Here is a 22,660-nt window from a genome sequence, read left to right on the forward strand (position 1 = left end):
GTGAATCTATGCGTGTGATTATCGATTGCGATCCAGGTAATGGGATTCCCGGTGCCAATATCGATGATGGCCTCGCGCTGGCACTCGCCATTGCCGCACCGCAAATCTCTCTGGAAATGATCACCACCGTAGCCGGAAATACACCGGTTGAGGTTGGATATGCTGTAGCCAAAGACCTCGTAAAAAGACTGGATGTCCCAATCCCTGTCTATTGTGGCGCCTCACGTGCACTCAGAGAAGATCCTTTGCCATGGAGAGAAAAGCTCGATCATGGTGTGGAGCACTTTGGCTTACGCCAACTCTGGGAAGATGTTCCCACTCCTCAGGCATCTCGCCACGCCAAACCTATTGCGCCTGAAGCGATCGGTGAGCTGATATGTCACAACCCCGGCGAGATAACTCTGATTGCAACGGGTCCGCTTACTAATGTGGCTATTGCGCTGCAACTCTATCCGCAGCTTATTCATGCGGTAAAAAAGATTGTGATTATGGGCGGTGTGTTTAACGTTCCAGGGTATATGAAAGACACCAATTTTGGTTTGGATCCAGAAGCAGCCCATGCCGTGCTGACCAGCGGAGCGCCAGTAACATTAGTTCCTATGGATGTCACAACAAAAACGCAGATGCTCCATGCTGATTTAGATCGTCTGGCTTCGGCAGAAAACGTTCTGGGTCGTTATCTGGAGCAAACTATCCGTCCATGGATTACGTATTCTATGCGCACCCGAAATCTGCCCGGATGCTGGATACACGATGTGCTGACAGTCGCCTGGCTGCTTGACTCCTCTCTCGCAACAACCACAGAAGACTTTCTGGATGTCTCGCTTGAAGGACTGACCCGCGGTATGACCTGTCGCTATGGACGTAACACATTACGTCTCGACGTGGGAATACCTGAGCCCAAAGGAGTAATGATAGAAATTCTTCAGTCTGTTGATAACCAAAAACTTCTTTCACTGATTGAACACTATATCCATCGCTATCATGTGTAGCATGCCGAAACAGGAAAGAATGTATTAGCACAGTATATAAGCTCATATTGTTCCGGAGGAAAAATGAATGCGTTGGCACTCCTCTTATCCGCTGAAGGAGAATCCCTTTTAATTACGTTATGTAAAATATGTGCCGCTTTTTTTCTGGGAGGAGTCCTCGGACTTGAAAGAGAATCAAAAGGGAAGCCAGTCGGGTTTAAAACGTGCGTGATAATATCCGTCGCCAGCTGTGTGCTGACCATCGTTTCGATTCAGTCAGCCGAATATTACGCTGAGATATCGATGAATATACGTAGCGACCCTATGCGGCTTGCCGCTCAAGTCATCAGTGGTGTAGGCTTTCTGGGAGCAGGAGTTATCCTGCATCGCCATGATGATGCGATATCCGGATTGACGACAGCAGCAATCGTTTGGGCTTCTGCTGGTATAGGAATTACATGTGGGGCTGGCTTTTATCTCCATGCCATACTTGCAACAGGATTATTCCTTCTGGCAATAAAACTTAGCTATTTCGTCATCTTTTTACAAACCCGAAACCAGTCACCAGGTAAAGTTAAAATTCGAATTGTCCTGGATGATAAATCGGGGCTACAAATGCTGATTGACAGTATTCATCAGCAAAAAAATGTTATTGAGAACATCACTATTCGCGATCTAAAAAAGAGGAAAATCGAAGTTAATCTTAAGGTGATAATCAGGAATAAAATAACTTTACCTGAACTTTACGGCAATCTGTCTGCCATTGATCATGTTTATGCTATCGCGCTGGAGCACTAATTATTTTGTACAGGGTCGAGAAACCAGATTAAAGTTAAAGGCGGTATCAAAAGTTACCCGGCTGGAAAACGAGTAAAATTACCCCCTGATTGACAGTAAACAACGCGACGAAGGGAAGCGCCCTGGCTTTTGTAGCAGATATTCACTCCTGAAAAAGCAAATCCATAAGATTCGCGTTGTCTGTTTTTTCACCATTCAATTTCCGCAACAGCATTTCTCTTGCAAGTGTTTGTAAAGAAAAAATAATATCAGGCTGAACTCGTTTCATTTTGCTGAGGTTCGCATCAGAATTCACCAGAGCAATTATTTTTGTTGTACTACCGACCAGTTCTTTAGCCGCCAGCACAATAAAAGCATTGTCTGAGTCATCATCGCGCAAAACCAGTATATAGCGTGCCTTATCGGCTTCAGCACTATTGAGCGCTTTATTATCAGATGGATCACCAACAATCACGTCAGCATTTTCTGGATAGTTATGAGGAATGCCCGGAGGCACTATTACGGTGACCTTCTCATTTTGTTCGCAAAGCCCATGATAAACACTGACAGCAAGCGGGGTAGTGCCAATAATAATGATATGGTTTTTACGCATCACGTGTGAAATTCTTCCTTTAATCATACGCCGGAGGTTCCCTCCGAGCATTGGACCGATTATAGCACTGATCGAAGTCGCGAAGACGGTGATGCCGAGAATAATGATCGATACTGTAAATAGTCGGGCAGTCGATGTTACCGGAACAATATCTCCATAACCCACAGTGGACATGCTTACTGTTGAAAAATACAGCGCATCAGATAACTCACTTATTACTGGCCTGAACTCCTCTCCTAAATAGAGTGACCCACAAAGTGCATAAAGCAGTAGCGAAACGAAGCTCACTAACGCGAACAGTGTTCCAGCAGCCAGGCTGGACTGGTTAAAAACACGCCAGAACCAAATTAGAAAAAGACAGTCCACTACCGACAGCAACCCAATATGATAAGAACTGTTCGGCATTAAAAAGCTGAAAAGACTTATGGCAATAAGAAGAATTATTGTAAACGTCCATGCCACTCTGGCACGCAAAAAAAGTCCGATACTCATGAGCACTATCGCAATGCCAAGCATCACCTGCGGTAGCGTTAACAACCCTAATGTGGAGATAATCTCTTTCCAGCCAGAAAACTGTCCGGTGGACTGCAACAAAAAATGCCAGACCTGAGTCAAGAGTGGCCTGAGAAATACGCTGCCAATAAACAGCGTCAGCGTCGCAAGCCACAAGTTGGGTGTAAGGAAAACAGACAAAAATTTGAGTCTGGTAGAAAGTGTTTTCATCGAAAATCTCCAGAAAACCTCAAAAATGAGAATGGAGGGTATGCCAACCAGACCTTCATCTCAAGCACAAGCTCCTTTTTCTAACCGCCTATGCAATGAAAAACTGCGCTTGGACATTGCTTGCTGGCATCTATAAGATGTATATTTAATGCATCTTATAGATGCCACATTAAGGAGATGTCTTATGTCCCATTTACGCATCCCGGCAAACTGGAAAGTAAAACGCTCTACTCCCTTCTTCACCAAAGATAACGTCCCGGCAGCACTGTTGTCTCACCACAACACCGCAGAGGGCGTCTTTGGACAGCTCTGCGTGATGGAAGGTACGGTAACGTATTATGGCTTTGCTAATGAAGACGCAAAAGTGCCTGAAGTGAAAGTGGTGATTAATGCCGGTCAATTTGCGACCAGTCCACCGCAGTACTGGCATCGCGTTGAATTAAGCGACGATGCGCAATTCAACATTAACTTCTGGGTGGAAGATGATAACCACTCCGATGAGATGTATCAGGCGAAAAAGTCTTAACCCTCAACGCCGGTTAGTCGATAGGCGGCTTAGTCCGCCCATGATGGTTTGTTCAGGATATGATCCTGCCAGTCACGCACTTCCGATTCTTTCACCGCTATATGACGGACTGAAATACGTTCACCGTGCATCGCCGCTTTTGAACCCGTCAGCAGCGGATGCCACTCCGGCAGCCCTTTTCCTTCAGCGAGCAGACGATAAGCGCAAGTCATCGGCAACCATTCAAAAGTGGGCAGATTATCACGCGTGAGTTTGATGCAATCAGGTTCATACTCGAAGCGACGCTCATAGTTACGGCACTGGCAAGTTTTGATATTGAGCTGCTTACAGGCAACGTTGGTGAAGTAAATTTCATCGGTGTCTTCATCCATCAACTTGTGCAAACAGCACTGTCCGCAGCCGTCGCACAACGACTCCCATTCGGCGTCGGTCATTTCATCAAGGGTTTTACTTTGCCAGAAAGGTAATTCGCTCATCGGGATGTCCACATCAAAAATCAGGTTGCACCTTATAACCAGTCTGGCACGCTGATGCAAGTTTTGCCGCCCGAAAAGGCGGCAATGAGGATTTACAGTACGCGGGTGGATAACGTATAACCGTTGAAATTGACTTCCAGTTCGTCGCCATTATGCAGCGGCCCGACACCTGCTGGCGTTCCCGTAAGCACAACATCGCCCGCTTTGAGAGTAAAGAAACGGCTCATATAGGCAATCAAAGGAACGATGTGATGGATCATCTCCGCCGTGGAGCCATGCTGGCGCTGTTCGCCGTTTACCGTCAACCCGAGCATCGTATCCTGCGGATCGCCGTTAAACTCCGCCACCGGAATAAACCCCGACAGCGGACAAGAGTTATCAAAACCTTTCGCTTTTTCCCACGGCTGCCCCGCTTTCTTCATTTTCCCCTGAATATCGCGCAGAGTCAGATCCAGCGCTACGCCATAGCCAGCGATGGCTTTACGCACATGTTCTTCGGTCGCCTGACGCAAGGTCGCGCCAATCAGTACGGCCAGCTCAACCTCATGGTGAACCGCCCCCATATCGGATGGGATCACCAGCGGCTGGCGTAAATCACACAGCGCGGTTTCCGGTTTAATAAACAGAACCGGTTCTTCCGGCGTCGCACTGCCCATTTCCTGGATGTGTTTGGCATAGTTACTGCCCACGCAAACCACCTTACTCACCGGATAATCCAGCAGAGCACCATGCCAGTTGTGATGTTGATACATTACTTTCCCCTAACGTAGTCATAGATTTCAGGTACTGCATCGATGGAACGTGCTGCTGCCGGATGCAGTTTAGCCTTTAGCGTCTGGTATATTTTGTTTTGCCGTGGCCAGATGCTGTTTGAGTAAATCTTCTGGCGGCGGTGGTATTTGTAAATAATAGCCCTGCTCGGTTAAGGCCTGTTTTACTTTTTCAAGATCGGCATTAACCAGTTTTTTACGGCCATCAAGCGGCAACATCATTGCCAGCGTCGGTTGACCAAATCCTTTCATCAGTTCTTCAGGAACGCGTGAAAAATCGTCTTTTTTTTCGACATATAAATAGGTCTGGTCACGTTTGCTGCTTCGGTAGATCACACAAAACATATCTTTTACTCTGAATTCACGGAATGGTGGCTTGCCTCAATATAATACTGACTATAACATGCCTTATAGTCTTCGGAATATCACCCCGCGCTGGGGATGATAAATAGCAAATTGAGTAAGGCCAGGATGTCAAACACGCCAATCGAGCTTAAAGGCAGTAGCTTCACCTTATCAGTGGTTCATTTACATGAAGCAGAACCCGAGGTTATTCGTCAGGCGTTGGAAGACAAAATCGCGCAGGCACCGGCTTTTTTAAAACATGCTCCCGTCGTAGTTAACGTGAGTGGTCTTGAAAGCCCGGTAAACTGGCCAGCGCTGCAGAAAGTTGTCGCGTCTACCGGATTGCGCATTATCGGCGTTAGCGGATGCAAAGACGCCAGACTCAAAGCTGAAATCGACGAAATGGGTCTTCCTTTACTGACTGAAGGTAAAGAAAAAGCGATTCGTTCAGCTCCCATTGAGGCTTCGCCCCCCGTCGCAGCGCCGCAAAACGTTACTCCCATCACAAAAACACGATTAATAAATGTGCCGGTTCGTTCCGGTCAGCGCATTTATGCTCCACAATGTGATCTGATTGTTACAAGCCACGTCAGTGCGGGCGCAGAGCTTATCGCTGATGGCAATATTCATGTTTATGGCATGATGAGAGGCCGTGCGCTGGCAGGTGCAAGCGGCGATCGGGAAGCACAAATTTTTTGTACCCATCTGACGGCAGAACTGGTGTCTATCGCAGGTGTTTATTGGCTGAGTGATAAAATCCCAGCAGAATTTTATGGCAAAGCGGCACGTCTGCAATTAGCAGAAAACGCTTTGACAGTTCAACCGTTGAATTGATCCCTTTTTAACAAGGAATTTCTATGGCACGCATTATTGTTGTTACTTCGGGTAAAGGGGGCGTTGGCAAAACCACCTCCAGCGCGGCCATCGCTACAGGTTTGGCCCAGAAGGGAAAGAAAACTGTCGTTATTGATTTTGATATCGGCCTGCGTAACCTCGATCTGATTATGGGTTGTGAACGCCGCGTCGTTTACGACTTCGTCAACGTTATTCAGGGCGATGCGTCGTTAAATCAGGCGTTAATCAAAGATAAGCGTACCGAAAATCTCTTTATTCTTCCGGCCTCACAGACTCGTGATAAAGACGCGCTGACGCGTGAAGGCGTCGCGAAAGTTCTGGACGACCTGAAAACGATGGAATTTGACTTCATCGTCTGCGACTCCCCGGCGGGTATTGAAACCGGTGCGCTGATGGCCCTGTATTTTGCCGATGAAGCGATTATCACCACTAACCCGGAAGTCTCCTCTGTACGTGACTCTGACCGTATTCTGGGTATTCTGGCGTCGAAATCTCGTCGTGCGGAAAACGGTGAAGATCCGATTAAAGAGCATTTGTTGCTGACGCGCTACAACCCTGGGCGCGTAAATAAAGGTGACATGCTGAGCATGGAAGACGTACTGGAAATTCTGCGAATCAAGTTGGTTGGCGTGATTCCTGAAGATCAGTCAGTCCTGCGCGCGTCTAACCAGGGTGAGCCGGTTATTCTCGACATCAATGCTGATGCCGGTAAAGCCTATGCTGATACCGTAGACCGTCTGTTGGGAGAAGAACGTCCTTTCCGCTTCATTGAAGAAGAGAAGAAAGGTTTCCTCAAACGCCTGTTCGGAGGATAAGTTATGGCATTACTGGATTTTTTTCTCTCGCGGAAAAAGAGCACAGCGAACATCGCTAAAGAGCGACTGCAGATTATTGTTGCGGAACGTCGTCGTAGTGACGCCGAGCCACATTATTTACCGCAACTGAGGAAAGATATTCTCGAGGTTATCTGCAAGTATGTACAAATTGATCCTGAAATGGTCACGGTACAGCTTGAGCAAAAAGACGGCGATATTTCTATCCTCGAACTTAACGTGACATTACCTGAAGCCGAAGAGTCTAAATAACCGCTTTGCTCAGTACAGTCATGGTTGCAAAAAAGGCAGATTATTCTGCCTTTTTATTTTCAGTTTCTTGCCAACATGTTGCGCATTTATTCCAACGTAAACTTTGGGTAGTTTTCGGAAAAATAGCGGCGCAAATATTCAACGGTAATACGGATTTTTGCCGATGTCGCCAGCCGAGAAACATAAACTGCCCAAATATTGGCGGGTTGATAATACTCTGGCAATATATGCACCAGATGTCCGCTGGCTATATTGTCACAAACATCCCACCAGGAACGTAAAGCAATTCCCTGACCATCAAGACACCACTGATGTACCACTTCACCATGGTTAGACGACAGAGGCCCTGTCACCTTAATGGAGTGAGCGCCCTCTTTATTACGCATTTGCCAGATACCAAACGGATGGTCGCGCTCTTTAATGACCAGACAGGGAAAAGTGGCGAGATCGGTTAGTTGTTTCGGCGTCCCATGCTGTGCCACAAACTCTGGCGAGGCGCACAAAATACGGTAGTTAGTCGCCAGTTTGCGGGCAATCAGGTTCGGCGCGATATCATCACCGATACGAATATCAAGATCGACCCCCTCATTCACCATATCCACCAGGCGGTCTTCAACATCGAACCTCAGTTCTAACTGCGGGTACTCTTTTGCCAGCGCAGACAGCGCCGGAGCCACCACCCGGCGGCCAAAACCAAAGCTACTGATAATTCGTAACATTCCCTGTGGGATCTGCCTGGCATCAGACAGTTCATCCATCATCTGATCAACGTCCTGCAGGATCCGCTGAGCCCATTCGTAGATCCGCTCCCCCTCTTCCGTGATGGTTACGCGCCGAGTAGTCCGGTGCAGCAGCACTACATTCAGCGTCTGCTCCAATAGAGCAACTCGCTTACTGATAAAGGCAGGTGATACGCCCAGCTCTTCGGCAACGGCGGCAAATCCTGCTCGACGAGCAACCAGCATAAAGACGCGTAAATCATTTAGCAGCGGCAGATTATTCATGATCTGTGTTTTATGTTTCACCAGTTAGGGGGATTAACTATTAATCAGTCAATTATAGGATAAGGGGAAAGTCAATTTTGATGGCGTACAAGTGAGAGCTGCTATGAAGAAAACCTGTCGTATTGCCGCTATCCCCGGAGATGGCATTGGTAAAGAAGTCCTGCCTGAAGGCATTCATGTGTTACAAGCAGCCGCCGAGCGCTGGGGTTTGTCGCTCAGCTTTGAGCAAATGGAATGGGCTAGCTGCGAGTACTATACCCATCATGGAAAGATGATGCCCGATGACTGGCATGAGCAACTACAATCCTTTGATGCTATCTATTTTGGCGCCGTTGGCTGGCCGGACACTGTCCCGGATCACATCTCATTATGGGGATCGTTGCTTAAGTTTCGACGCGAATTCGACCAATACGTCAACCTGCGTCCGGTGCGTCTGTTTCCGGGCGTCCCTTGCCCGCTGGCAGGTAAGCAGCCTGGCGACATTGATTTTTACGTGGTACGCGAGAACACCGAGGGAGAATACTCTTCGCTCGGTGGACGCGTGAGCGAAGGTACCGAACACGAGATGGTTATTCAGGAATCGGTCTTCACTCGTCGTGGCGTGGATCGTATATTGCGTTACGCTTTCGAGCTGGCGCAAAACCGCCCGCGTAAGACCCTGACCTCGGCGACCAAATCCAATGGCCTGGCTATCAGCATGCCATACTGGGACGAGCGCGTTGAAGCCATGGCGGCTAACTATCCCGAGATCCGCTGGGATAAACAGCATATCGATATACTGTGCGCTCGCTTTGTGATGCAGCCAGAGCGTTTTGATGTTGTGGTCGCCTCCAACCTGTTTGGCGATATCCTTTCCGATCTCGGTCCGGCCTGTACCGGAACGATTGGTATTGCGCCTTCTGCCAACTTAAACCCGGAGCGCACCTTCCCCTCCCTGTTCGAGCCGGTACACGGTTCAGCCCCCGATATTTACGGCAAAAACATTGCCAATCCTATTGCCACTATCTGGGCTGGTGCCATGATGCTGGACTTCCTTGGCAACGGTGATGCCAACTATAAAGCCGCCCACGACGGCATTCTGGCGGCGATTGAGCAGGTCATCGCCAGCGGCCCAAAAACGCCGGATATGAAAGGCAGCGCCACCACACAACAGGTTGCTGAGGCCATCTGTCGGGCACTGCGTTAGAGGTCAAACCACGAAATATGAGCCGCGTCACTGACGCGGTTTTTTTATGCTTTTTACGAAGCCAATAACCTGCGTCAATTCACCTTTTATTATTTCCGTTCCGTGTTTTATTGCTTCACGCATTGGGCAATTGTTTAATTCATGTAAAGAACAAATAATTAAATTGTTAAATACAAGGTCGCTAATTCCCTACAGCATGATAACAACGACAGGCTAATGCCAAACGCGGGCAACCGTGCCCAGGAGATCCCATGTTGAGCAACGTAAAGAAAAAAGACGTGCCGCTGATAGCCATCAGCCTGGTGGCTATTCTTTTTATCGCCGCCACACTTAGTCTCTTCCCTCAGCAGTCTGCGCAAGTTGCAAATACCATTTTTAACGGCGTGACCCGAATGCTGGGTTCCGCCGTACAAATCCTCGTTCTCATGGCCATGGGGTTGGTGGTCTGGCTGGCCACCAGCAAATACGGCAATATTCGTCTCGGAGAAGGCAAAGCGGAATACAGCACGCTGTCCTGGCTGTTTATGTTTATTTGTGCTGGATTAGGCTCCTCCACGCTCTACTGGGGCGTAGCCGAGTGGGCCTATTATTACCAGACCCCAGGTCTCAATATTGCGCCACACTCGCAAAAAGCATTGGAATTCAGTCTGCCTTACTCCTTTTTTCATTGGGGGATCAGCGCCTGGGCGACCTACACGCTGGCCTCATTAACCATGGCCTACCACTTTCATGTGCGTAAAAACAAAGGGCTGAGCCTGTCGGGAATTATCGCCGCCATCACGGGTGTGCATCCGCAGGGCGTGTGGGGACGTGTGGTTGACCTGATGTTCCTGATCGCCACCGTTGGCGCATTAACCATCTCCCTTGTCGTCACCGCAGCCACCTTTACCCGCGGTTTGTCAGCCCTGACGGGTTTACCGGATAACTTCACGGTGCAGGCGTTTGTGATCCTGTTCTCTGGCGGCATTTTCTGCCTGAGCTCCTGGATTGGCATCAACAACGGTTTGCAACGTCTGAGCAAAATGGTCGGCTGGGGCGCGTTTTTACTGCCGCTGTTGGTGCTGATTGTTGGCCCGACCGAGTTCATCACCAACAACATCATCAACGCGATTGGACTGACGACACAAAACTTTTTGCAGATGAGCCTGTTCACCGACCCACTCGGCAACGGTGAATTCACTCGTAACTGGACAGTATTTTACTGGCTGTGGTGGATCTCCTACACCCCGGGCGTCGCGATGTTTGTCACACGCGTGTCCCGCGGTCGCAAAATTAAAGAGGTTATCTGGGCATTAATCCTGGGGAGTACCGTCGGTTGCTGGTTCTTCTTTGGTGTGATGGAAAGCTACTCTATTCATCAGTTTGTAAACGGCGTAATAGACGTGCCGCAGGTAATGGCGACGTTGGGTGGTGAAACGGCCGTACAGCAAGTGTTGATGTCGTTGCCTGCCGGGAAATTGTTCCTGGTGGCGTATCTGGCGATTATGATTATCTTCCTCGCCTCGCACATGGATGCCGTCGCCTATACCATGGCAGCTACCAGCACGCGCAACCTGCAGGAGGGCGACGATCCAGACCGTAGCTTACGTTTGTTCTGGTGTGTGGTCATCACGCTGATTCCGTTATCGATTCTATTCACCAGTGCGTCCCTGGAAACCATGAAGACCACGGTGGTTCTGACTGCGCTTCCCTTCCTCGCCATCCTGTTGGTGAAAGTTGGCGGTTTTCTTCGCTGGGTACGGCAGGACTATGCCCATATTCCTGCACATCAAATTGAAAGTCATCTTCCTGAAGTACCCGTTACCCTCCCCGTCGCGCCACCGGCCGGGACACTACTCAAAGGCGACAATTAAGCGCCAGTACAAAATCCTCTTACTCACAAATTAAAGGTATTCCAATGAGCAATCTGAACCCTGAGTTTATTCTGCCGCAAAATTTCTGTGCCAACCCACAGGACGCATGGACTATCCCGGCCCGGTTCTATACCGACCATCAGGCTTTCGAGCACGAACAAGAAAAGGTGTTTGCTAAAAGCTGGATTTGCGTCGCCCACAGTAGCGAACTGGCGAAACCTAATGACTATGTAACCCGCGAAGTCATTGGTGAGAACATCGTGCTGGTACGTGGGCGCGACAACGTACTGCGCGCATTCTACAACGTCTGCCCGCATCGTGGTCACCAGTTATTAAGCGGCGAAGGCAAAGCGAAAAATGTGATTACCTGCCCTTACCACGCCTGGGCGTTCAAACTTGACGGCAATCTGGCGCACGCGCGTAACTGCGAAAACGTCGCCAACTTCGACAGCGAGAAAGCGCACCTCACCCCGGTACGTCTGGAAGAATATGCCGGATTCGTATTTATCAATATGGACCCGAACGCGGGCAGCGTGGAAGAACAACTCCCAGGTCTTGCAGACAAAGTTATCGAAGCCTGCCCTGACGTACACGATCTGAAACTGGCTGCACGCTTTACGACCCGAACTCCGGCCAACTGGAAGAATATTGTCGATAACTATCTGGAGTGCTACCACTGCGGCCCTGCTCACCCTGGTTTTTCCGACTCGGTTCAGGTTGACCGTTACTGGCACACCATGCACGGCAACTGGACGCTGCAATATGGTTTCGCCAAACCTTCGGAGCAGTCATTCAAGTTCGAAGAAGGTGTTGATGCCGCCTTCCACGGTTTCTGGCTGTGGCCTTGCACTATGCTCAACGTCACGCCAATCAAAGGTATGATGACCGTGATCTACGAATTCCCGGTGGATGCGGAAACGACGCTGCAAAACTATGACATCTACTTCACCAACGAAGAGCTGACCGAGGAACAGAAACAACTGATCGAATGGTATCGCAATGTCTTTCGCCCGGAAGATTTGCGTCTGGTTGAAAGCGTACAAAAAGGGTTGAAATCGCGGGGTTATCGCGGTCAGGGACGCATTATGGCGGACACCAGCGGCAGCGGTATCTCCGAACATGGCATTGCCCATTTCCATAATCTGGTTGCCCAGGTGTTTCAGGAATAACCAGGGCTGTAACGACAGGTTCCGGCGCATCGTTGCTCCGCGCCGGACGGATTTTTTAGGGAGTGCCGCAATGTCAGAGTATCAAATGCGAGACGTCCGCGTTAGCCGGATTGAGACAATTACCGCGCAGGTAAAGCGCTTCACCTTAACGGCGACCTCAGATGAACCATTGCCTGCGTTTACGGGAGGCAGCCATATTATTGTGCAAATGCAAGATGGCGATAACCTGTACAGCAATGCGTACTCGTTGATAAGTTCGCCACGCGATACGCGCGCTTATCAAATCGCCGTAAGGCTGGAGGAGGCGTCCAAAGGCGGCTCACGCTATCTGCATCAAAACGTGAAACCCGGCGATACGCTCACGATCTCCACACCAAACAATCTCTTCGCCCTCGCCCCTCAGGCACAAAAACATCTGTTGATTGCCGGAGGCATTGGGATCACACCGTTTTTATCGCAGATCCCGGAGCTTGAGCATGCTCAGGCGCAATGGCAATTGCACTATTGTTCTCCTGGCCGGGATAACTGCGCGTTTCATGACGAACTCGTGCAGCACCCGAGTGCCGCACGCATTCATCTGCACTTGTCAAGCGCAGGTACACGTCTTGATTTAGCGCGTCTGCTGGCCGATGTTGAACCCGGCACGCATATCTACACCTGTGGCCCTGCGGTTCTCAACGATGCCGTCAGAGAAGCCGCTTCCCGCTTCGGGGTGGACAACAATACGCTACATTTTGAACAATTCGCCGCGGAAGACAAAAGCGGTGACGCCTTCACCCTGGTTCTGGCGCGTTCCGGGCGCGAATTTGTGGTCCCGGAAGAGATGACCATTTTGCAAGTTATCGAACATAACAAAGCCGCACGCGTGGAGTGCCTGTGCCGGGAAGGCGTTTGCGGCACATGTGAAACAACGATTCTAGAAGGGGAAGCCGATCACCGCGATCAATATTTCAGCGACGACGAAAAAGCCAGCCAGCAAAGTATGCTCATCTGCTGTTCGCGCGCGAAAGGTAAACGCCTGGTGCTGGATTTGTAGCGTTATGCAGGCCGGGTCAACCATGGCGCGACCCGGCAAGTCTGGTAACTTACTGCGGATATTCCTGCAGCAGCGCGTTAAGACGATCGGACATCAGTTCGCCACGCCAACCGGAAATCAATTCCGGAAGAGACTGCTGCGGCTTTAATTTCCAGTGCCAGTTGAGCAACTGGTTAATCTGGCGACGCGAAGCAAGCAGCTCGACGCTAAGATTATGTTCCGCACTCACTTCAGCAACCAGCGCCTTAATGGCTTTGAACGCCTTGCGATAGCCAGGCATATCCATCAAATTCAGCAGTGGCTCCGGCAGCGACTCTTCCGGTAAGGCCTGAGCTTTTTCGACCATGGAGATCAGCGTCTTGCCGTGGAAGCGAATTTCGCTCCCGGAAAGCCCCAGACTATCCAGTTCGCCCAGACTGCCCGGCATATAACGGGCCACCGCCCACAGATGCTCTTCACGCACCACGAAGTTTACCGCCAAATCGCGCTCGCGCGCTTTACGCAGCCGCCAGTCGGCAAGCAGTTGCAGACAGGCCAGCTGACGGGTGCGCAATTGCCACGCGTTGGTGATGTCGCGCCAGGCGTCTTCAGGCGCCAGAATCTCCTGGCGACGCTGCTGCATTAAGCGACATTCATCCAGCGCGGCTGGCAGCCAGCCGCTGGCTTCGGTTTCAGCCATCAGCGTGGTGGTGATCGGTAACAGATACCAGACGTCAGCTGCCGCGTATTCGCACTGACGCTCGGTCAATGGTCTGGCCAGCCAGTCGGTACGGGATTCGCTTTTGTCGAGCGCCACGCCCGTAAACTCTTCCACCATTGAGGCGAAGCCCCACGACAGCGGACGACCGCAAAAAGCGGCGAGGATTTGTGTATCAATCAACGGCTGAGGAAGTTCGCCGAAAGCGTTGAGAAACACTTCCAGGTCTTCACTGCCGGCATGCAGGAATTTGGTGATGGCGGTATCACGCAGAATATCGCGCAGCGGCGACCAGTCGGTGATCCCCTGAGGGTCAATCAGAGCAACGTGTTTGCCATCAAACAGTTGGATCAGCCCCAACTGCGGATAATAGGTGCGTGTGCGAACAAATTCGGTATCCAGGGCTATCGCCGGAAATTCACGGACGGCTTCACACAGCGTGTCCAACGCGTCGTCCGTGGTGATCATTTGGTAATTCAAATCGTGCTCTCTTTGGTTTGCGGCAAAAAAAACGCCGGATTACCCGGCGTTTTCTGCTGGCTGACTTAACGCTCAGCCTTTATTGTCCACTTTGGCGCGCGCTTCGTCACGTAATTCTCGTCGCAAAATTTTACCGACGTTAGATTTCGGCAACTCATCGCGAAATTCCACCAGCTTCGGTACTTTATAGCCCGTCAAGTGACGACGGCAGAAAGTGACCAGCGCGTCATCGGTTAACGAGGCGTCTTTCTTCACCACAAAAATTTTCACCGCTTCACCGCTGCTGCCTGATGGAACGCCAACGGCAGCCACTTCCTGCACACCAGGATGTTGCATCACCACGTCTTCAATTTCGTTCGGATAGACGTTAAAGCCGGACACCAGGATCATATCTTTCTTACGATCGACAATACGCAGGAAGCCTTCATCATCCATCACCGCAATATCGCCGGTATGCAGCCAGCCGTCTTTGACGATTTCGTCAGTGGCGTCTGGTCGCTGCCAGTACCCCAGCATCACCTGCGGACCTTTCACGCACAGTTCGCCAGGCTCTCCCGGCGGCACTTCGTTGTCGTCGTCATCCACCAGTTTAACCTCGGTGGAAGGAACTGGTAACCCAATACTGCCGCTATGGTAGTCGATATCGTGAGGGTTGACGCTCACCAGCGGAGCACACTCCGTCAGGCCATAACCTTCCAGCAGATACTGCCCCGTCAGCTTAACCCAACGTTCAGCTACTGCCTGTTGAACTGGCATCCCGCCGCCTGCGGAAAGGTGCAGTGATGAGAAGTCCAGTTGCTGGAACTCTTTGTTATTCAGCAGTGCGTTAAACAGCGTGTTGACGCCGGTCATCGCAGTGAACGGATATTTCGCCAGCTCTTTTACCAGTCCGGGTATATCGCGCGGGTTGGTAATCAGCAGGTTTTGACCACCCAGCTCAATAAATAACAGGCAGTTCATCGTCAGCGCAAAAATGTGATACAGCGGTAGGGCTGTCACCACCAGCTCTTTGCCCGGATGCAGCAACGGACCATAGGTGGCATTAACCTGCTCAAGGTTAGCCAGCATGTTGCGATGCGTGAGCATCGCACCTTTCGCCACGCCAGTTGTCCCGCCAGTGTATTGTAGGAACGCCAGATCTTCCGACACTACTTCGGGCTTCACATACTGCATGCGATAACCGTTTTGTAGCGCACTGCGAAACGAAATGGCATCCGGCAGGTGATATTTCGGCACCAGGCGCTTGATATACTTGACGACAAAGTTAACCAGCGTCCCTTTAGCGGTCGACAGCTGATCGCCCATGCGCGTCAGGATCACGTGTTGCACCGACGTTTTGTCGACCACCTTTTCCAGCGTGTGGGCAAAGTTAGAGACGATGACAATGGCCGCCGCGCCGCTGTCGTTAAGCTGATGTTCCAGCTCGCGAGGCGTGTACAGCGGGTTCACGTTCACGACAATCATGCCAGCACGTAAAATCCCAAACAGTGCGACCGGATATTGCAGCAGATTCGGCATCATCAGCGCGACGCGATCGCCCTTTTTCAGCCCGAGGCCTTGTTGCAAATAGGCTGCGAACGCCCGGCTACGCTCTTCAAGCTTGCGGAAGGTCATCACCTCCCCCATGTTTACAAACGCGGGCTGATCGGCATACCGTCTTACTGAGTGTTCAAAGAGTTCCACCAGGGATTGATAACGGTCAGGATTGATCTCCGCAGGAACACCAGCGGGATAACGGTTAAGCCAAACCTTTTTCAATACATCACCTCTAAAATGCGTATTCGTCGTCATCACAACCCCAGGCAATAAACAAACTGTTAACATAATATTAACTCAGCGTACCAGTTTGTTTATTACACAACGACAAGGTTGCGAAGCACGTCACTATTTATTTTTCTTATATCCACGTTAATGCAGAAACAGCGGACGAGCCGCTGTTTCTTTTACTAATAAAACAAAGAGTTACTCAGTTACTATGGTCTGAACCTGTGCCGGACCGGGATTGTACCATCCCCATCCGCCATAGCCACCGTAAGGCCAGCCACGCGCACCGTAGAACCACGGGTCGATCGGCTGAGGCGGCATCACAATTTGCTGAGTAATATGCCAGCGTTTATAGCCAGTTACCTGCATCAGCATGAATTTATACGGGGTATTGCCGATTTTTCCGTCCACTGTGCCGCTAATCGGCCCCACGACGGTGACCAGTTGCCCGCGGAAATCCACCGGGTCGAGAAAGCCATTTACATCAGCATAAATCCGCCCGCGTGAGGCTTCACCCAGCACTGGGCGCGCCCCGCTATCAAGAGGAACCGTGGCAATTTCCAGACGGGATTTCCCCTGCTGGTTCAGAATATTGACCACTTTACCGCCGAAACGCGCTTCCTGTCCGACATACAGCTGCGGCGCATTCATCACCCGCACCAGATCCTGCTGCGGCGTAGGACTCGAACCTTTAATCGCGTCCGGGATGGTGACGCAGCCGCTTAGCATTAACGCTAACGCGCCCGCCAACACACCTTTCAATAACTGCTTTTGCACCGCCATATTACGACTCCCTTTTCTTAGCTTCTGCCCCGGCCTGTTCACAATGCTGTGCACTGACGTCGATGAAAATTAACCGGGGATGTACTACTAAGATTCATTCTTTTCCGGGAAGTTTCTTCCACGCCACGGTGTTACGTAAATAAACCGGTTCAGCATGTTCAACCGCCACGGTCTTACCGGCAGCCAGCATTTGCGTGGCGACAGGCAGCATATCTTCAGCCGCAGGAAGCAATACGTCACCGTCGCTGAGTGTCAGACCACTGTCTTTACCGAGTTCAGGCCAGGCAGGCCAGCCCGTTCCAACCGTTACCCACTCGCCAGACAACTGCAATAAACGCTCATGTACCTGCTCAGGGGTTAACACCGCTTCGGTTTCTTCACCGTGCCAGTTACCGTTCTCATCACGCTGGTATTCGGCCCAGTAGACTTCGCCCATTCGCGCGTCTATCGCGGCCAGTACGCGGGTAGCACCCGATTTACGCCAGGCTCCCTGCGCCATTGTCGCAAGAGTGGAGACGCCGATCATCGGTAAATTCGCGCCTAACGCCAGCCCCTGAGCAATGCCAATCCCAATACGGACGCCGGTGAAACTACCGGGACCGCGACCAAACGCCAGGGCGTCGATGTCGGTTAACGTGAGATCGCCAGCGGCCAGGATTTCCTCGACCATCGGTAAAATTCGTTGGGTGTGTTCTCGTGGGCAAAGCTCGAAATGAGCCTTGATAGTACCGTCATTCCACAGGGCAACAGAGCACGCCTCTGTGGCGGTATCGATAGCCAGAATTCGCATGAGTGTTTGTGATCAAATCAATAAATTTGGCGCGCATCTTACCACACTCCGTAACAAATTACTCAGTCGTTGGTACGGCAAGAAAGCGAACAGCGCGAGCAATATCACGTGTACGCGGTGCAGGCGGAAGGCTCGCAAGGAAAGTGGCACCGTAAGGCCGCATCACCAGACGATTGTCGCAAATCACCAGTACACCACGATCGTCAGCGTCACGAATCAGACGCCCCACGCCCTGTTTCAGGGTGATGACCGCATCCGGCAACTGAACGTCTTCAAACGGATCGCCACCGCGCAATCGGCAGTCTTCCATTCGCGCCTTTAACAGCGGGTCATCCGGTGAGGTGAACGGCAGTTTATCGATAATCACCAGCGATAGCGTATCGCCACGCACGTCTACCCCTTCCCAGAAGCTGCTGGTGGCAACCAGTAACGCATTACCTGCGCTGACAAACTGCTGTAACAGTTGCCCTTTACTGGTTTCCCCCTGCAGCAACACGGGAAGCGTCATGGTGGCGCGGAATTGTTCCGCCAGATCGCGCATCATCGCGTGTGAAGTACACAGCATAAAACAGCGACCGTTGTTCGCCTCGATAATGGGACGCAGCATGGACGCCAACTGCCGCGCAGCCCCCGGCTGGTTAGTTTGCGGGAGATTACGCGGCACGCACAGCAGCGCCTGGCGGGTATAATCAAAAGGACTCGGCAACAGCATCGACTCGGCATCGTTAATACCCAGCCGCGCGGTGAAATGATGGAGATCATCGTTTACCGACAGCGTCGCGGAGGTAAAAATCCAGCACCCCGGTTTTTGCTCCATCACTTCTTTGAATTTATCCGCCACCGTGAGCGGCGTCAGCGCGAGAGTGAAATGACGGGAGGTACATTCATACCAGTAGCTGAAGCCCGGCAGGTTGATCTCTTTCAGACGCTTCAGCCGAGCACGGTAAAGCGTGGCACGTTCAAACGCGGCATCCAGCAAGGCCGAACGTCCGAGAGACAGTTTCGCCACGTCATAACACAGCTCAATCGTGTCATCGAGCAACAGAAATGCGCGCTGCACGCGCTGGTCGGCCAGCAGTTCCCGCAGGTTTCCGCGATAGCCCGGTTCGCCCAACTGCAAGCGGAAGTCCTGAGCGCTTTGCGCCAGTCGGTCGGCGCATTTTTGCAACTGCTGAGTGTCTTTCAGCTCGGTGCGATAGGCAATGGTGATGTCTTTCGCCAGATCCAGCAGCTGGCGACTGGAAAGCGACTGACCAAAGTACTGACTGGCGATATCCGGTAACTGGTGCGCTTCATCGAAGATCATCACCTCTGCTTCCGGGATCAGTTCGCCAAACCCACTCTCTTTCACCACCATATCAGCGAGAAACAGATGATGGTTCACCACAACGACATCCGCTTCCATCGCCTTCTTGCGCGCTTTAACGACAAAGCACTCTTTATATAGCGGACAGTCGCTACCAAGACAATTATCGTTTGTGCTGGTCACCAGCGGCCAGGCCTGAGAATCTTCCGCCACGCTGACGCAGGTGCTGATGTCGCCATCAAGGGTTTGATTTGACCACGAGCGTAGCAAAATGACGTCACTTAAGGTTTGTACCGGCAGATCACCGCCTGCCAGCGCCTGTTGTTCGAGACGCTCAAGGCACAGATAGTTTGAACGCCCTTTCAGCAACGCCAGTTTTCCGGTGAACGCCAGGGCTTTTGCCACGGTGGGTAAATCGCGGCTGTATAGCTGATCCTGCAACGCTTTCGAGCCTGTGGAGACAATCACCTTCTTTCCGGCGCGTAGTGCAGGGGCAAGATAGGCATAGGTTTTACCCGTTCCGGTTCCGGCTTCAACAACCAGCGGCTGTGATTTTTCGATAGCATGACTGACGGCGAAGGCCATCTGCCGCTGTGGTTCACGCGGTTTAAAACCTGGTATCGCTTTAGCTAACTGACCGTCTGCTGCAAAATCGTCCGTCACACTGCCCCCTGTTCATTTGAACAGGGATTATGTCAGGCCAGCGGGTCTTTCGCCAGTTGAAGAGGTGACGTGGGCACAACATTATGGCAGTCTTGGCGCACCCCAAAGCCATTATGAAAAAACGTAAATGAGGAATGATTTATGACGATTGTGCGCATTGATGCCGAAGCGCGTTGGTCCGACGTGGTTATCCACAACAACACGCTGTATTACACTGGCGTGCCGGAGAATCTGGATGCAGACGCTTTTGAGCAAACGGCAAATACGCTGACGCAAATTGATGCGGTGCTGGAAAAACAGGGCAGCGACAAGTCACGTATCCTTGATGCCACCCTATTCCTGGCAGACAAAAGTGATTTTGCTGCCATGAACAAAGCCTGGGACGCGTGGGTGGTTGCGGGTCACGCGCCGGTACGTTGTACCGTTCAGGCCGGGTTAATGAACCCGAAATACAAAGTTGAGATCAAGATTATCGCTGCGGTATAAGCGGCGTTACTCATCTTCATCTTCAAAACGCGCCACGATCCGTTCGCCGGTGTGACTGGCGCGTAACTCTTCAGCGACCAGAGCAATAGCTTGTCCGCTGCTCATCCCTTGCGACATCAGTTCCTGAATGCGCTCTACTGCTTTTTGCTGCTGCTCATGACTGAGTGAAGGTAAACCTGCAAACATTGTTAACTCCTGCTAAATTGTCTGCGCTTATTATTTCATGCTACCGGGCAGTTAGCCAGTAGAGTAGCAACGAGTCAGGACTGATGAAGACGTTATCTCCCGCAATAATCACATTACCCTGGCGTCAGGACGCCGCTGAACGCTATTTTTCGACCTTAAGCCATCTGCCCTGGGCGATGCTGTTGCATTCTGGTCATGCCGACCATCCACATAACCGCTTTGATATTCTGGTGGCGGATCCCATCGCTACGTTGGTTACGCTGGCTGAGGAGACCGTTGTGCAGGACGGACGCACCTTCGTGCGCACGCATGATGATCCGATGACGGTATTACACTCCGTGCTCAACGCACGCAAGATTCATCCAGATTATCACCCGGACCTGCCCTTTCAGGGCGGGGCGTTAGGTCTGTTTGGCTACGATCTTGGCCGACGCTTTGAATCACTGCCCTCTATTGCCGAATGCGATATTGCGCTGCCGGATATGGCGATAGGCATTTACGACTGGGCACTGATTGTCGATCATCAGTTGCAGACTGTGTCTCTGCTTAGCCATACCGATGTCGATGCGCGGCTGAAATGGCTCGATGCACAACAACCGCCAACCAGCGAGTCATTTACATTGACCTCGGCATGGCAGTCCAATATGAGCCGCGTTCAGTACGGCGAGAAATTCCGCCAGGTGCAGGGATACCTTCACAGCGGCGACTGTTATCAAGTCAACCTTGCCCAGCGGTTTCAGGCGCATTATCAGGGCGATGAGTGGCAGGCATTCGTCAAACTCAATCACGCCAACCGCGCCCCGTTTAGCGCGTTTATTCGTCTTGAGGAAGGCGCAATCCTCAGCCTTTCACCAGAACGTTTTATTCTGCTGGAGAACCAGCACATCCAGACGCGTCCGATTAAAGGTACGCTGCCAAGGCTTGAAGATATCAACGCCGATCGTGAGCAGGCCCAGCGACTGGCAAATTCACCGAAAGATCGCGCGGAAAACCTGATGATCGTTGATTTGATGCGTAACGATATTGGTCGCGTTGCCACACCGGGTTCGGTACAGGTTCCGCAGCTGTTTGTGGTCGAACCTTTCCCTGCCGTTCATCATCTGGTCAGCACTATTACCGCGCGCTTGCCAGAGTCATTGCATGCCACCGACCTGCTTCGCGCCGCCTTCCCTGGCGGCTCCATCACCGGCGCGCCGAAAGTGAGGGCGATGGAAATTATCGACGAACTGGAGCCGCAAAGACGCAACGCCTGGTGCGGCAGCATTGGTTATCTGAGCTTTTGCGGCAATATGGATACCAGTATCACCATTCGCACGCTGACGGCCACAAACGGAAAAATTTATTGCTCCGCAGGCGGTGGTATTGTGGCAGACAGTCAGGAAGACGCGGAGTATCAGGAAACGTTTGATAAAGTGAATCGTATTTTGCACCAACTGGAGAACTGAGACGTGGAATACAGCAACCTGACGCTTGATGACTTTTTATCGCGCTTCCAACTCCTGCGCCCGCAGGTCAATCATGCCGCGTTAAACCAGCGCCAGGCTGCCGTACTGATCCCTGTCGTGCGTCGTGCACAACCGGGATTACTGTTAACCCAGCGATCCGTTCACCTGCGCAAGCACGCCGGACAAGTCGCCTTTCCCGGCGGTGCGGTGGATAGTAGCGATGCCTCATTGATTGCCGCCGCCCTTCGTGAAGCGCAGGAAGAAGTGGCGATCCCACCTTCTTGCGTTGAGGTGATTGGCGTGCTGCCACCGGTCGACAGCGTTACCGGATTCCAGGTCACGCCAGTGGTAGGTATTATCCCGCCAAATTTACCGTATCGCGCCAGTGAGGATGAAGTGTCTGCGGTGTTCGAAATGCCGCTGGCGCAGGCCCTGCATTTAGGACGTTATCACCCGTTGGATATCTACCGTCGCGGCGATTCACATCGTGTTTGGCTTTCCTGGTATGAACAATATTTTGTCTGGGGAATGACCGCCGGAATAATTCGTGAGCTGGCGCTGCAAATTGGCGTCAAGCCATGACTATACTTATCTTTACGCACTCCATAGACAACTTGAAATTCAGGTCACAACATTAGCAAAACCGCGGTTATCTATTAGTTTAATTCATG

At 51.4% G+C, this 22,660-nt stretch carries 24 protein-coding genes; 13 read left to right on the forward strand and 11 right to left on the reverse strand.

Annotated features, from left to right (window positions below):
* Positions 1-8: 8 nt before the first annotated feature.
* Together OGY15_RS14845 and OGY15_RS14850 are read left to right on the forward strand one after the other, a co-directional pair.
* Positions 9-992: a nucleoside hydrolase gene (locus tag OGY15_RS14845; protein WP_151225727.1), complete on the forward strand. Its 984-nt coding sequence runs from the start codon at positions 9-11 to the stop codon at positions 990-992.
* A gap of 63 nt (positions 993-1,055) precedes the next feature.
* On the forward strand, positions 1,056-1,769 hold the full coding sequence (locus OGY15_RS14850; RefSeq protein ID WP_286539822.1) for an MgtC/SapB family protein: 714 nt from the start codon (positions 1,056-1,058) through the stop codon (positions 1,767-1,769).
* Between the two features lie 142 nt (positions 1,770-1,911).
* Here the strand turns inward: OGY15_RS14850 and kch are convergent, their stop codons facing one another.
* On the reverse strand, positions 1,912-3,084 hold the full coding sequence (kch, locus tag OGY15_RS14855; protein ID WP_151225558.1) for a voltage-gated potassium channel protein: 1,173 nt from the start codon (positions 3,082-3,084) through the stop codon (positions 1,912-1,914).
* Positions 3,085-3,268: 184 nt separating this feature from the next.
* Between kch and OGY15_RS14860 the strand changes: the two genes are divergently transcribed.
* Positions 3,269-3,610 (forward strand): TehB family protein, encoded by a 342-nt coding sequence (locus OGY15_RS14860; RefSeq protein ID WP_151219446.1) that lies wholly within the window; start codon positions 3,269-3,271, stop codon positions 3,608-3,610.
* A 29-nt stretch (positions 3,611-3,639) separates the two neighbouring features.
* Here the strand turns inward: OGY15_RS14860 and ycgN are convergent, their stop codons facing one another.
* The 3 genes from ycgN to OGY15_RS14875 all read right to left on the reverse strand — a co-directional run bounded on the left by ycgN (position 3,640) and on the right by OGY15_RS14875 (position 5,201).
* Entirely contained in the window at positions 3,640-4,086 is a 447-nt protein-coding gene (ycgN, locus tag OGY15_RS14865) for a cysteine cluster protein YcgN (RefSeq protein ID WP_151219447.1), read from the reverse strand.
* Positions 4,087-4,178: 92 nt separating this feature from the next.
* Positions 4,179-4,838: a fumarylacetoacetate hydrolase family protein gene (locus tag OGY15_RS14870; RefSeq protein WP_151219448.1), complete on the reverse strand. Its 660-nt coding sequence runs from the start codon at positions 4,836-4,838 to the stop codon at positions 4,179-4,181.
* Between the two features lie 69 nt (positions 4,839-4,907).
* Positions 4,908-5,201 (reverse strand): YcgL domain-containing protein, encoded by a 294-nt coding sequence (locus OGY15_RS14875; protein ID WP_151219449.1) that lies wholly within the window; start codon positions 5,199-5,201, stop codon positions 4,908-4,910.
* Positions 5,202-5,327: 126 nt separating this feature from the next.
* Here OGY15_RS14875 and minC point away from each other — a divergent pair, with 126 nt between their 5' ends.
* Genes minC through minE form a run of 3 tightly spaced genes read left to right on the forward strand, consistent with a single transcriptional unit; the run spans position 5,328 to position 7,141 of the window.
* Complete coding sequence (minC, locus tag OGY15_RS14880) at positions 5,328-6,035, forward strand: septum site-determining protein MinC (protein ID WP_187252302.1); 708 nt, start codon at positions 5,328-5,330, stop codon at positions 6,033-6,035.
* A gap of 23 nt (positions 6,036-6,058) precedes the next feature.
* On the forward strand, positions 6,059-6,871 hold the full coding sequence (gene minD / locus OGY15_RS14885; protein ID WP_003020956.1) for a septum site-determining protein MinD: 813 nt from the start codon (positions 6,059-6,061) through the stop codon (positions 6,869-6,871).
* 3 nt (positions 6,872-6,874) lie between these two features.
* A complete protein-coding gene (minE, locus tag OGY15_RS14890; protein ID WP_001185666.1) occupies positions 6,875-7,141 on the forward strand; it encodes a cell division topological specificity factor MinE in 267 nt (88 codons plus the stop codon).
* A gap of 86 nt (positions 7,142-7,227) precedes the next feature.
* Here the strand turns inward: minE and OGY15_RS14895 are convergent, their stop codons facing one another.
* Entirely contained in the window at positions 7,228-8,145 is a 918-nt protein-coding gene (locus tag OGY15_RS14895; protein WP_151225560.1) for a LysR family transcriptional regulator, read from the reverse strand.
* Positions 8,146-8,248: 103 nt separating this feature from the next.
* Here OGY15_RS14895 and OGY15_RS14900 point away from each other — a divergent pair, with 103 nt between their 5' ends.
* From OGY15_RS14900 to OGY15_RS14915, 4 genes are all read left to right on the forward strand, one after another.
* Positions 8,249-9,331 (forward strand): tartrate dehydrogenase, encoded by a 1,083-nt coding sequence (locus OGY15_RS14900; RefSeq protein WP_151219451.1) that lies wholly within the window; start codon positions 8,249-8,251, stop codon positions 9,329-9,331.
* A gap of 251 nt (positions 9,332-9,582) precedes the next feature.
* On the forward strand, positions 9,583-11,184 hold the full coding sequence (locus tag OGY15_RS14905) for a BCCT family transporter (RefSeq protein ID WP_286539830.1): 1,602 nt from the start codon (positions 9,583-9,585) through the stop codon (positions 11,182-11,184).
* A gap of 44 nt (positions 11,185-11,228) precedes the next feature.
* A complete protein-coding gene (gene yeaW, locus OGY15_RS14910; protein WP_151225561.1) occupies positions 11,229-12,353 on the forward strand; it encodes a carnitine monooxygenase, oxygenase subunit YeaW in 1,125 nt (374 codons plus the stop codon).
* 70 nt (positions 12,354-12,423) lie between these two features.
* Positions 12,424-13,389, forward strand: a complete 966-nt coding sequence (locus OGY15_RS14915) for a PDR/VanB family oxidoreductase (RefSeq protein WP_151225562.1) — start codon at positions 12,424-12,426, stop codon at positions 13,387-13,389.
* A gap of 49 nt (positions 13,390-13,438) precedes the next feature.
* Here the strand turns inward: OGY15_RS14915 and rnd are convergent, their stop codons facing one another.
* The 5 genes from rnd to yoaA form a co-directional block, all read right to left on the reverse strand.
* On the reverse strand, positions 13,439-14,554 hold the full coding sequence (gene rnd, locus OGY15_RS14920) for a ribonuclease D (protein WP_286540060.1): 1,116 nt from the start codon (positions 14,552-14,554) through the stop codon (positions 13,439-13,441).
* Positions 14,555-14,638: 84 nt separating this feature from the next.
* On the reverse strand, positions 14,639-16,324 hold the full coding sequence (gene fadD, locus OGY15_RS14925) for a long-chain-fatty-acid--CoA ligase FadD (protein ID WP_210905188.1): 1,686 nt from the start codon (positions 16,322-16,324) through the stop codon (positions 14,639-14,641).
* Positions 16,325-16,528: 204 nt separating this feature from the next.
* Positions 16,529-17,113: a Slp family lipoprotein gene (locus OGY15_RS14930; protein WP_151219453.1), complete on the reverse strand. Its 585-nt coding sequence runs from the start codon at positions 17,111-17,113 to the stop codon at positions 16,529-16,531.
* 94 nt (positions 17,114-17,207) lie between these two features.
* Positions 17,208-17,903 (reverse strand): tRNA (adenosine(37)-N6)-threonylcarbamoyltransferase complex dimerization subunit type 1 TsaB, encoded by a 696-nt coding sequence (gene tsaB / locus OGY15_RS14935; RefSeq protein ID WP_040232337.1) that lies wholly within the window; start codon positions 17,901-17,903, stop codon positions 17,208-17,210.
* A 58-nt stretch (positions 17,904-17,961) separates the two neighbouring features.
* Positions 17,962-19,872, reverse strand: coding sequence for a DNA repair helicase YoaA (gene yoaA, locus OGY15_RS14940; protein WP_286539837.1), 1,911 nt, complete (start codon positions 19,870-19,872; stop codon positions 17,962-17,964).
* A gap of 141 nt (positions 19,873-20,013) precedes the next feature.
* Between yoaA and OGY15_RS14945 the strand changes: the two genes are divergently transcribed.
* Positions 20,014-20,358 carry a RidA family protein gene (locus OGY15_RS14945; RefSeq protein ID WP_151219456.1) on the forward strand — a complete coding sequence of 115 codons (345 nt, stop codon included), beginning with the start codon at positions 20,014-20,016 and terminating at the stop codon, positions 20,356-20,358.
* Positions 20,359-20,364: 6 nt separating this feature from the next.
* Here the strand turns inward: OGY15_RS14945 and OGY15_RS14950 are convergent, their stop codons facing one another.
* Positions 20,365-20,544, reverse strand: coding sequence for a YoaH family protein (locus tag OGY15_RS14950; RefSeq protein ID WP_003020986.1), 180 nt, complete (start codon positions 20,542-20,544; stop codon positions 20,365-20,367).
* An 83-nt stretch (positions 20,545-20,627) separates the two neighbouring features.
* Here OGY15_RS14950 and pabB point away from each other — a divergent pair, with 83 nt between their 5' ends.
* Positions 20,628-21,989 (forward strand): aminodeoxychorismate synthase component 1, encoded by a 1,362-nt coding sequence (gene pabB / locus OGY15_RS14955; RefSeq protein WP_210905190.1) that lies wholly within the window; start codon positions 20,628-20,630, stop codon positions 21,987-21,989.
* A 3-nt stretch (positions 21,990-21,992) separates the two neighbouring features.
* A complete protein-coding gene (locus OGY15_RS14960) occupies positions 21,993-22,571 on the forward strand; it encodes a CoA pyrophosphatase (RefSeq protein ID WP_151219457.1) in 579 nt (192 codons plus the stop codon).
* The last annotated feature ends 89 nt before the right edge of the window (positions 22,572-22,660 follow it).

Source organism: Citrobacter sp. Cu231 (genome assembly GCF_030332265.1).
Lineage (GTDB): Bacteria > Pseudomonadota > Gammaproteobacteria > Enterobacterales > Enterobacteriaceae > Citrobacter > Citrobacter meridianamericanus.

What these genes read in the sequence shown, in the direction of transcription:
- rnd (WP_286540060.1), bottom strand. Translation starts at nt 14,554, where the DNA reads ATGATCACCACGGACGACGCGTTGGACACGCTGTGTGAAGCCGTCCGT.
- OGY15_RS14945 (WP_151219456.1), top strand. Translation starts at nt 20,014, where the DNA reads ATGACGATTGTGCGCATTGATGCCGAAGCGCGTTGGTCCGACGTGGTT.
- minE (WP_001185666.1), top strand. Translation starts at nt 6,875, where the DNA reads ATGGCATTACTGGATTTTTTTCTCTCGCGGAAAAAGAGCACAGCGAAC.
- OGY15_RS14850 (WP_286539822.1), top strand. Translation starts at nt 1,056, where the DNA reads ATGAATGCGTTGGCACTCCTCTTATCCGCTGAAGGAGAATCCCTTTTA.
- pabB (WP_210905190.1), top strand. Translation starts at nt 20,628, where the DNA reads ATGAAGACGTTATCTCCCGCAATAATCACATTACCCTGGCGTCAGGAC.
- OGY15_RS14950 (WP_003020986.1), bottom strand. Translation starts at nt 20,544, where the DNA reads ATGTTTGCAGGTTTACCTTCACTCAGTCATGAGCAGCAGCAAAAAGCA.
- ycgN (WP_151219447.1), bottom strand. Translation starts at nt 4,086, where the DNA reads ATGAGCGAATTACCTTTCTGGCAAAGTAAAACCCTTGATGAAATGACC.
- yeaW (WP_151225561.1), top strand. Translation starts at nt 11,229, where the DNA reads ATGAGCAATCTGAACCCTGAGTTTATTCTGCCGCAAAATTTCTGTGCC.
- OGY15_RS14845 (WP_151225727.1), top strand. Translation starts at nt 9, where the DNA reads ATGCGTGTGATTATCGATTGCGATCCAGGTAATGGGATTCCCGGTGCC.
- minD (WP_003020956.1), top strand. Translation starts at nt 6,059, where the DNA reads ATGGCACGCATTATTGTTGTTACTTCGGGTAAAGGGGGCGTTGGCAAA.
- minC (WP_187252302.1), top strand. Translation starts at nt 5,328, where the DNA reads ATGTCAAACACGCCAATCGAGCTTAAAGGCAGTAGCTTCACCTTATCA.
- OGY15_RS14930 (WP_151219453.1), bottom strand. Translation starts at nt 17,113, where the DNA reads ATGGCGGTGCAAAAGCAGTTATTGAAAGGTGTGTTGGCGGGCGCGTTA.
- OGY15_RS14875 (WP_151219449.1), bottom strand. Translation starts at nt 5,201, where the DNA reads ATGTTTTGTGTGATCTACCGAAGCAGCAAACGTGACCAGACCTATTTA.
- OGY15_RS14905 (WP_286539830.1), top strand. Translation starts at nt 9,583, where the DNA reads ATGTTGAGCAACGTAAAGAAAAAAGACGTGCCGCTGATAGCCATCAGC.
- kch (WP_151225558.1), bottom strand. Translation starts at nt 3,084, where the DNA reads ATGAAAACACTTTCTACCAGACTCAAATTTTTGTCTGTTTTCCTTACA.
- OGY15_RS14895 (WP_151225560.1), bottom strand. Translation starts at nt 8,145, where the DNA reads ATGAATAATCTGCCGCTGCTAAATGATTTACGCGTCTTTATGCTGGTT.
- OGY15_RS14915 (WP_151225562.1), top strand. Translation starts at nt 12,424, where the DNA reads ATGTCAGAGTATCAAATGCGAGACGTCCGCGTTAGCCGGATTGAGACA.
- OGY15_RS14870 (WP_151219448.1), bottom strand. Translation starts at nt 4,838, where the DNA reads ATGTATCAACATCACAACTGGCATGGTGCTCTGCTGGATTATCCGGTG.
- OGY15_RS14900 (WP_151219451.1), top strand. Translation starts at nt 8,249, where the DNA reads ATGAAGAAAACCTGTCGTATTGCCGCTATCCCCGGAGATGGCATTGGT.
- tsaB (WP_040232337.1), bottom strand. Translation starts at nt 17,903, where the DNA reads ATGCGAATTCTGGCTATCGATACCGCCACAGAGGCGTGCTCTGTTGCC.
- OGY15_RS14860 (WP_151219446.1), top strand. Translation starts at nt 3,269, where the DNA reads ATGTCCCATTTACGCATCCCGGCAAACTGGAAAGTAAAACGCTCTACT.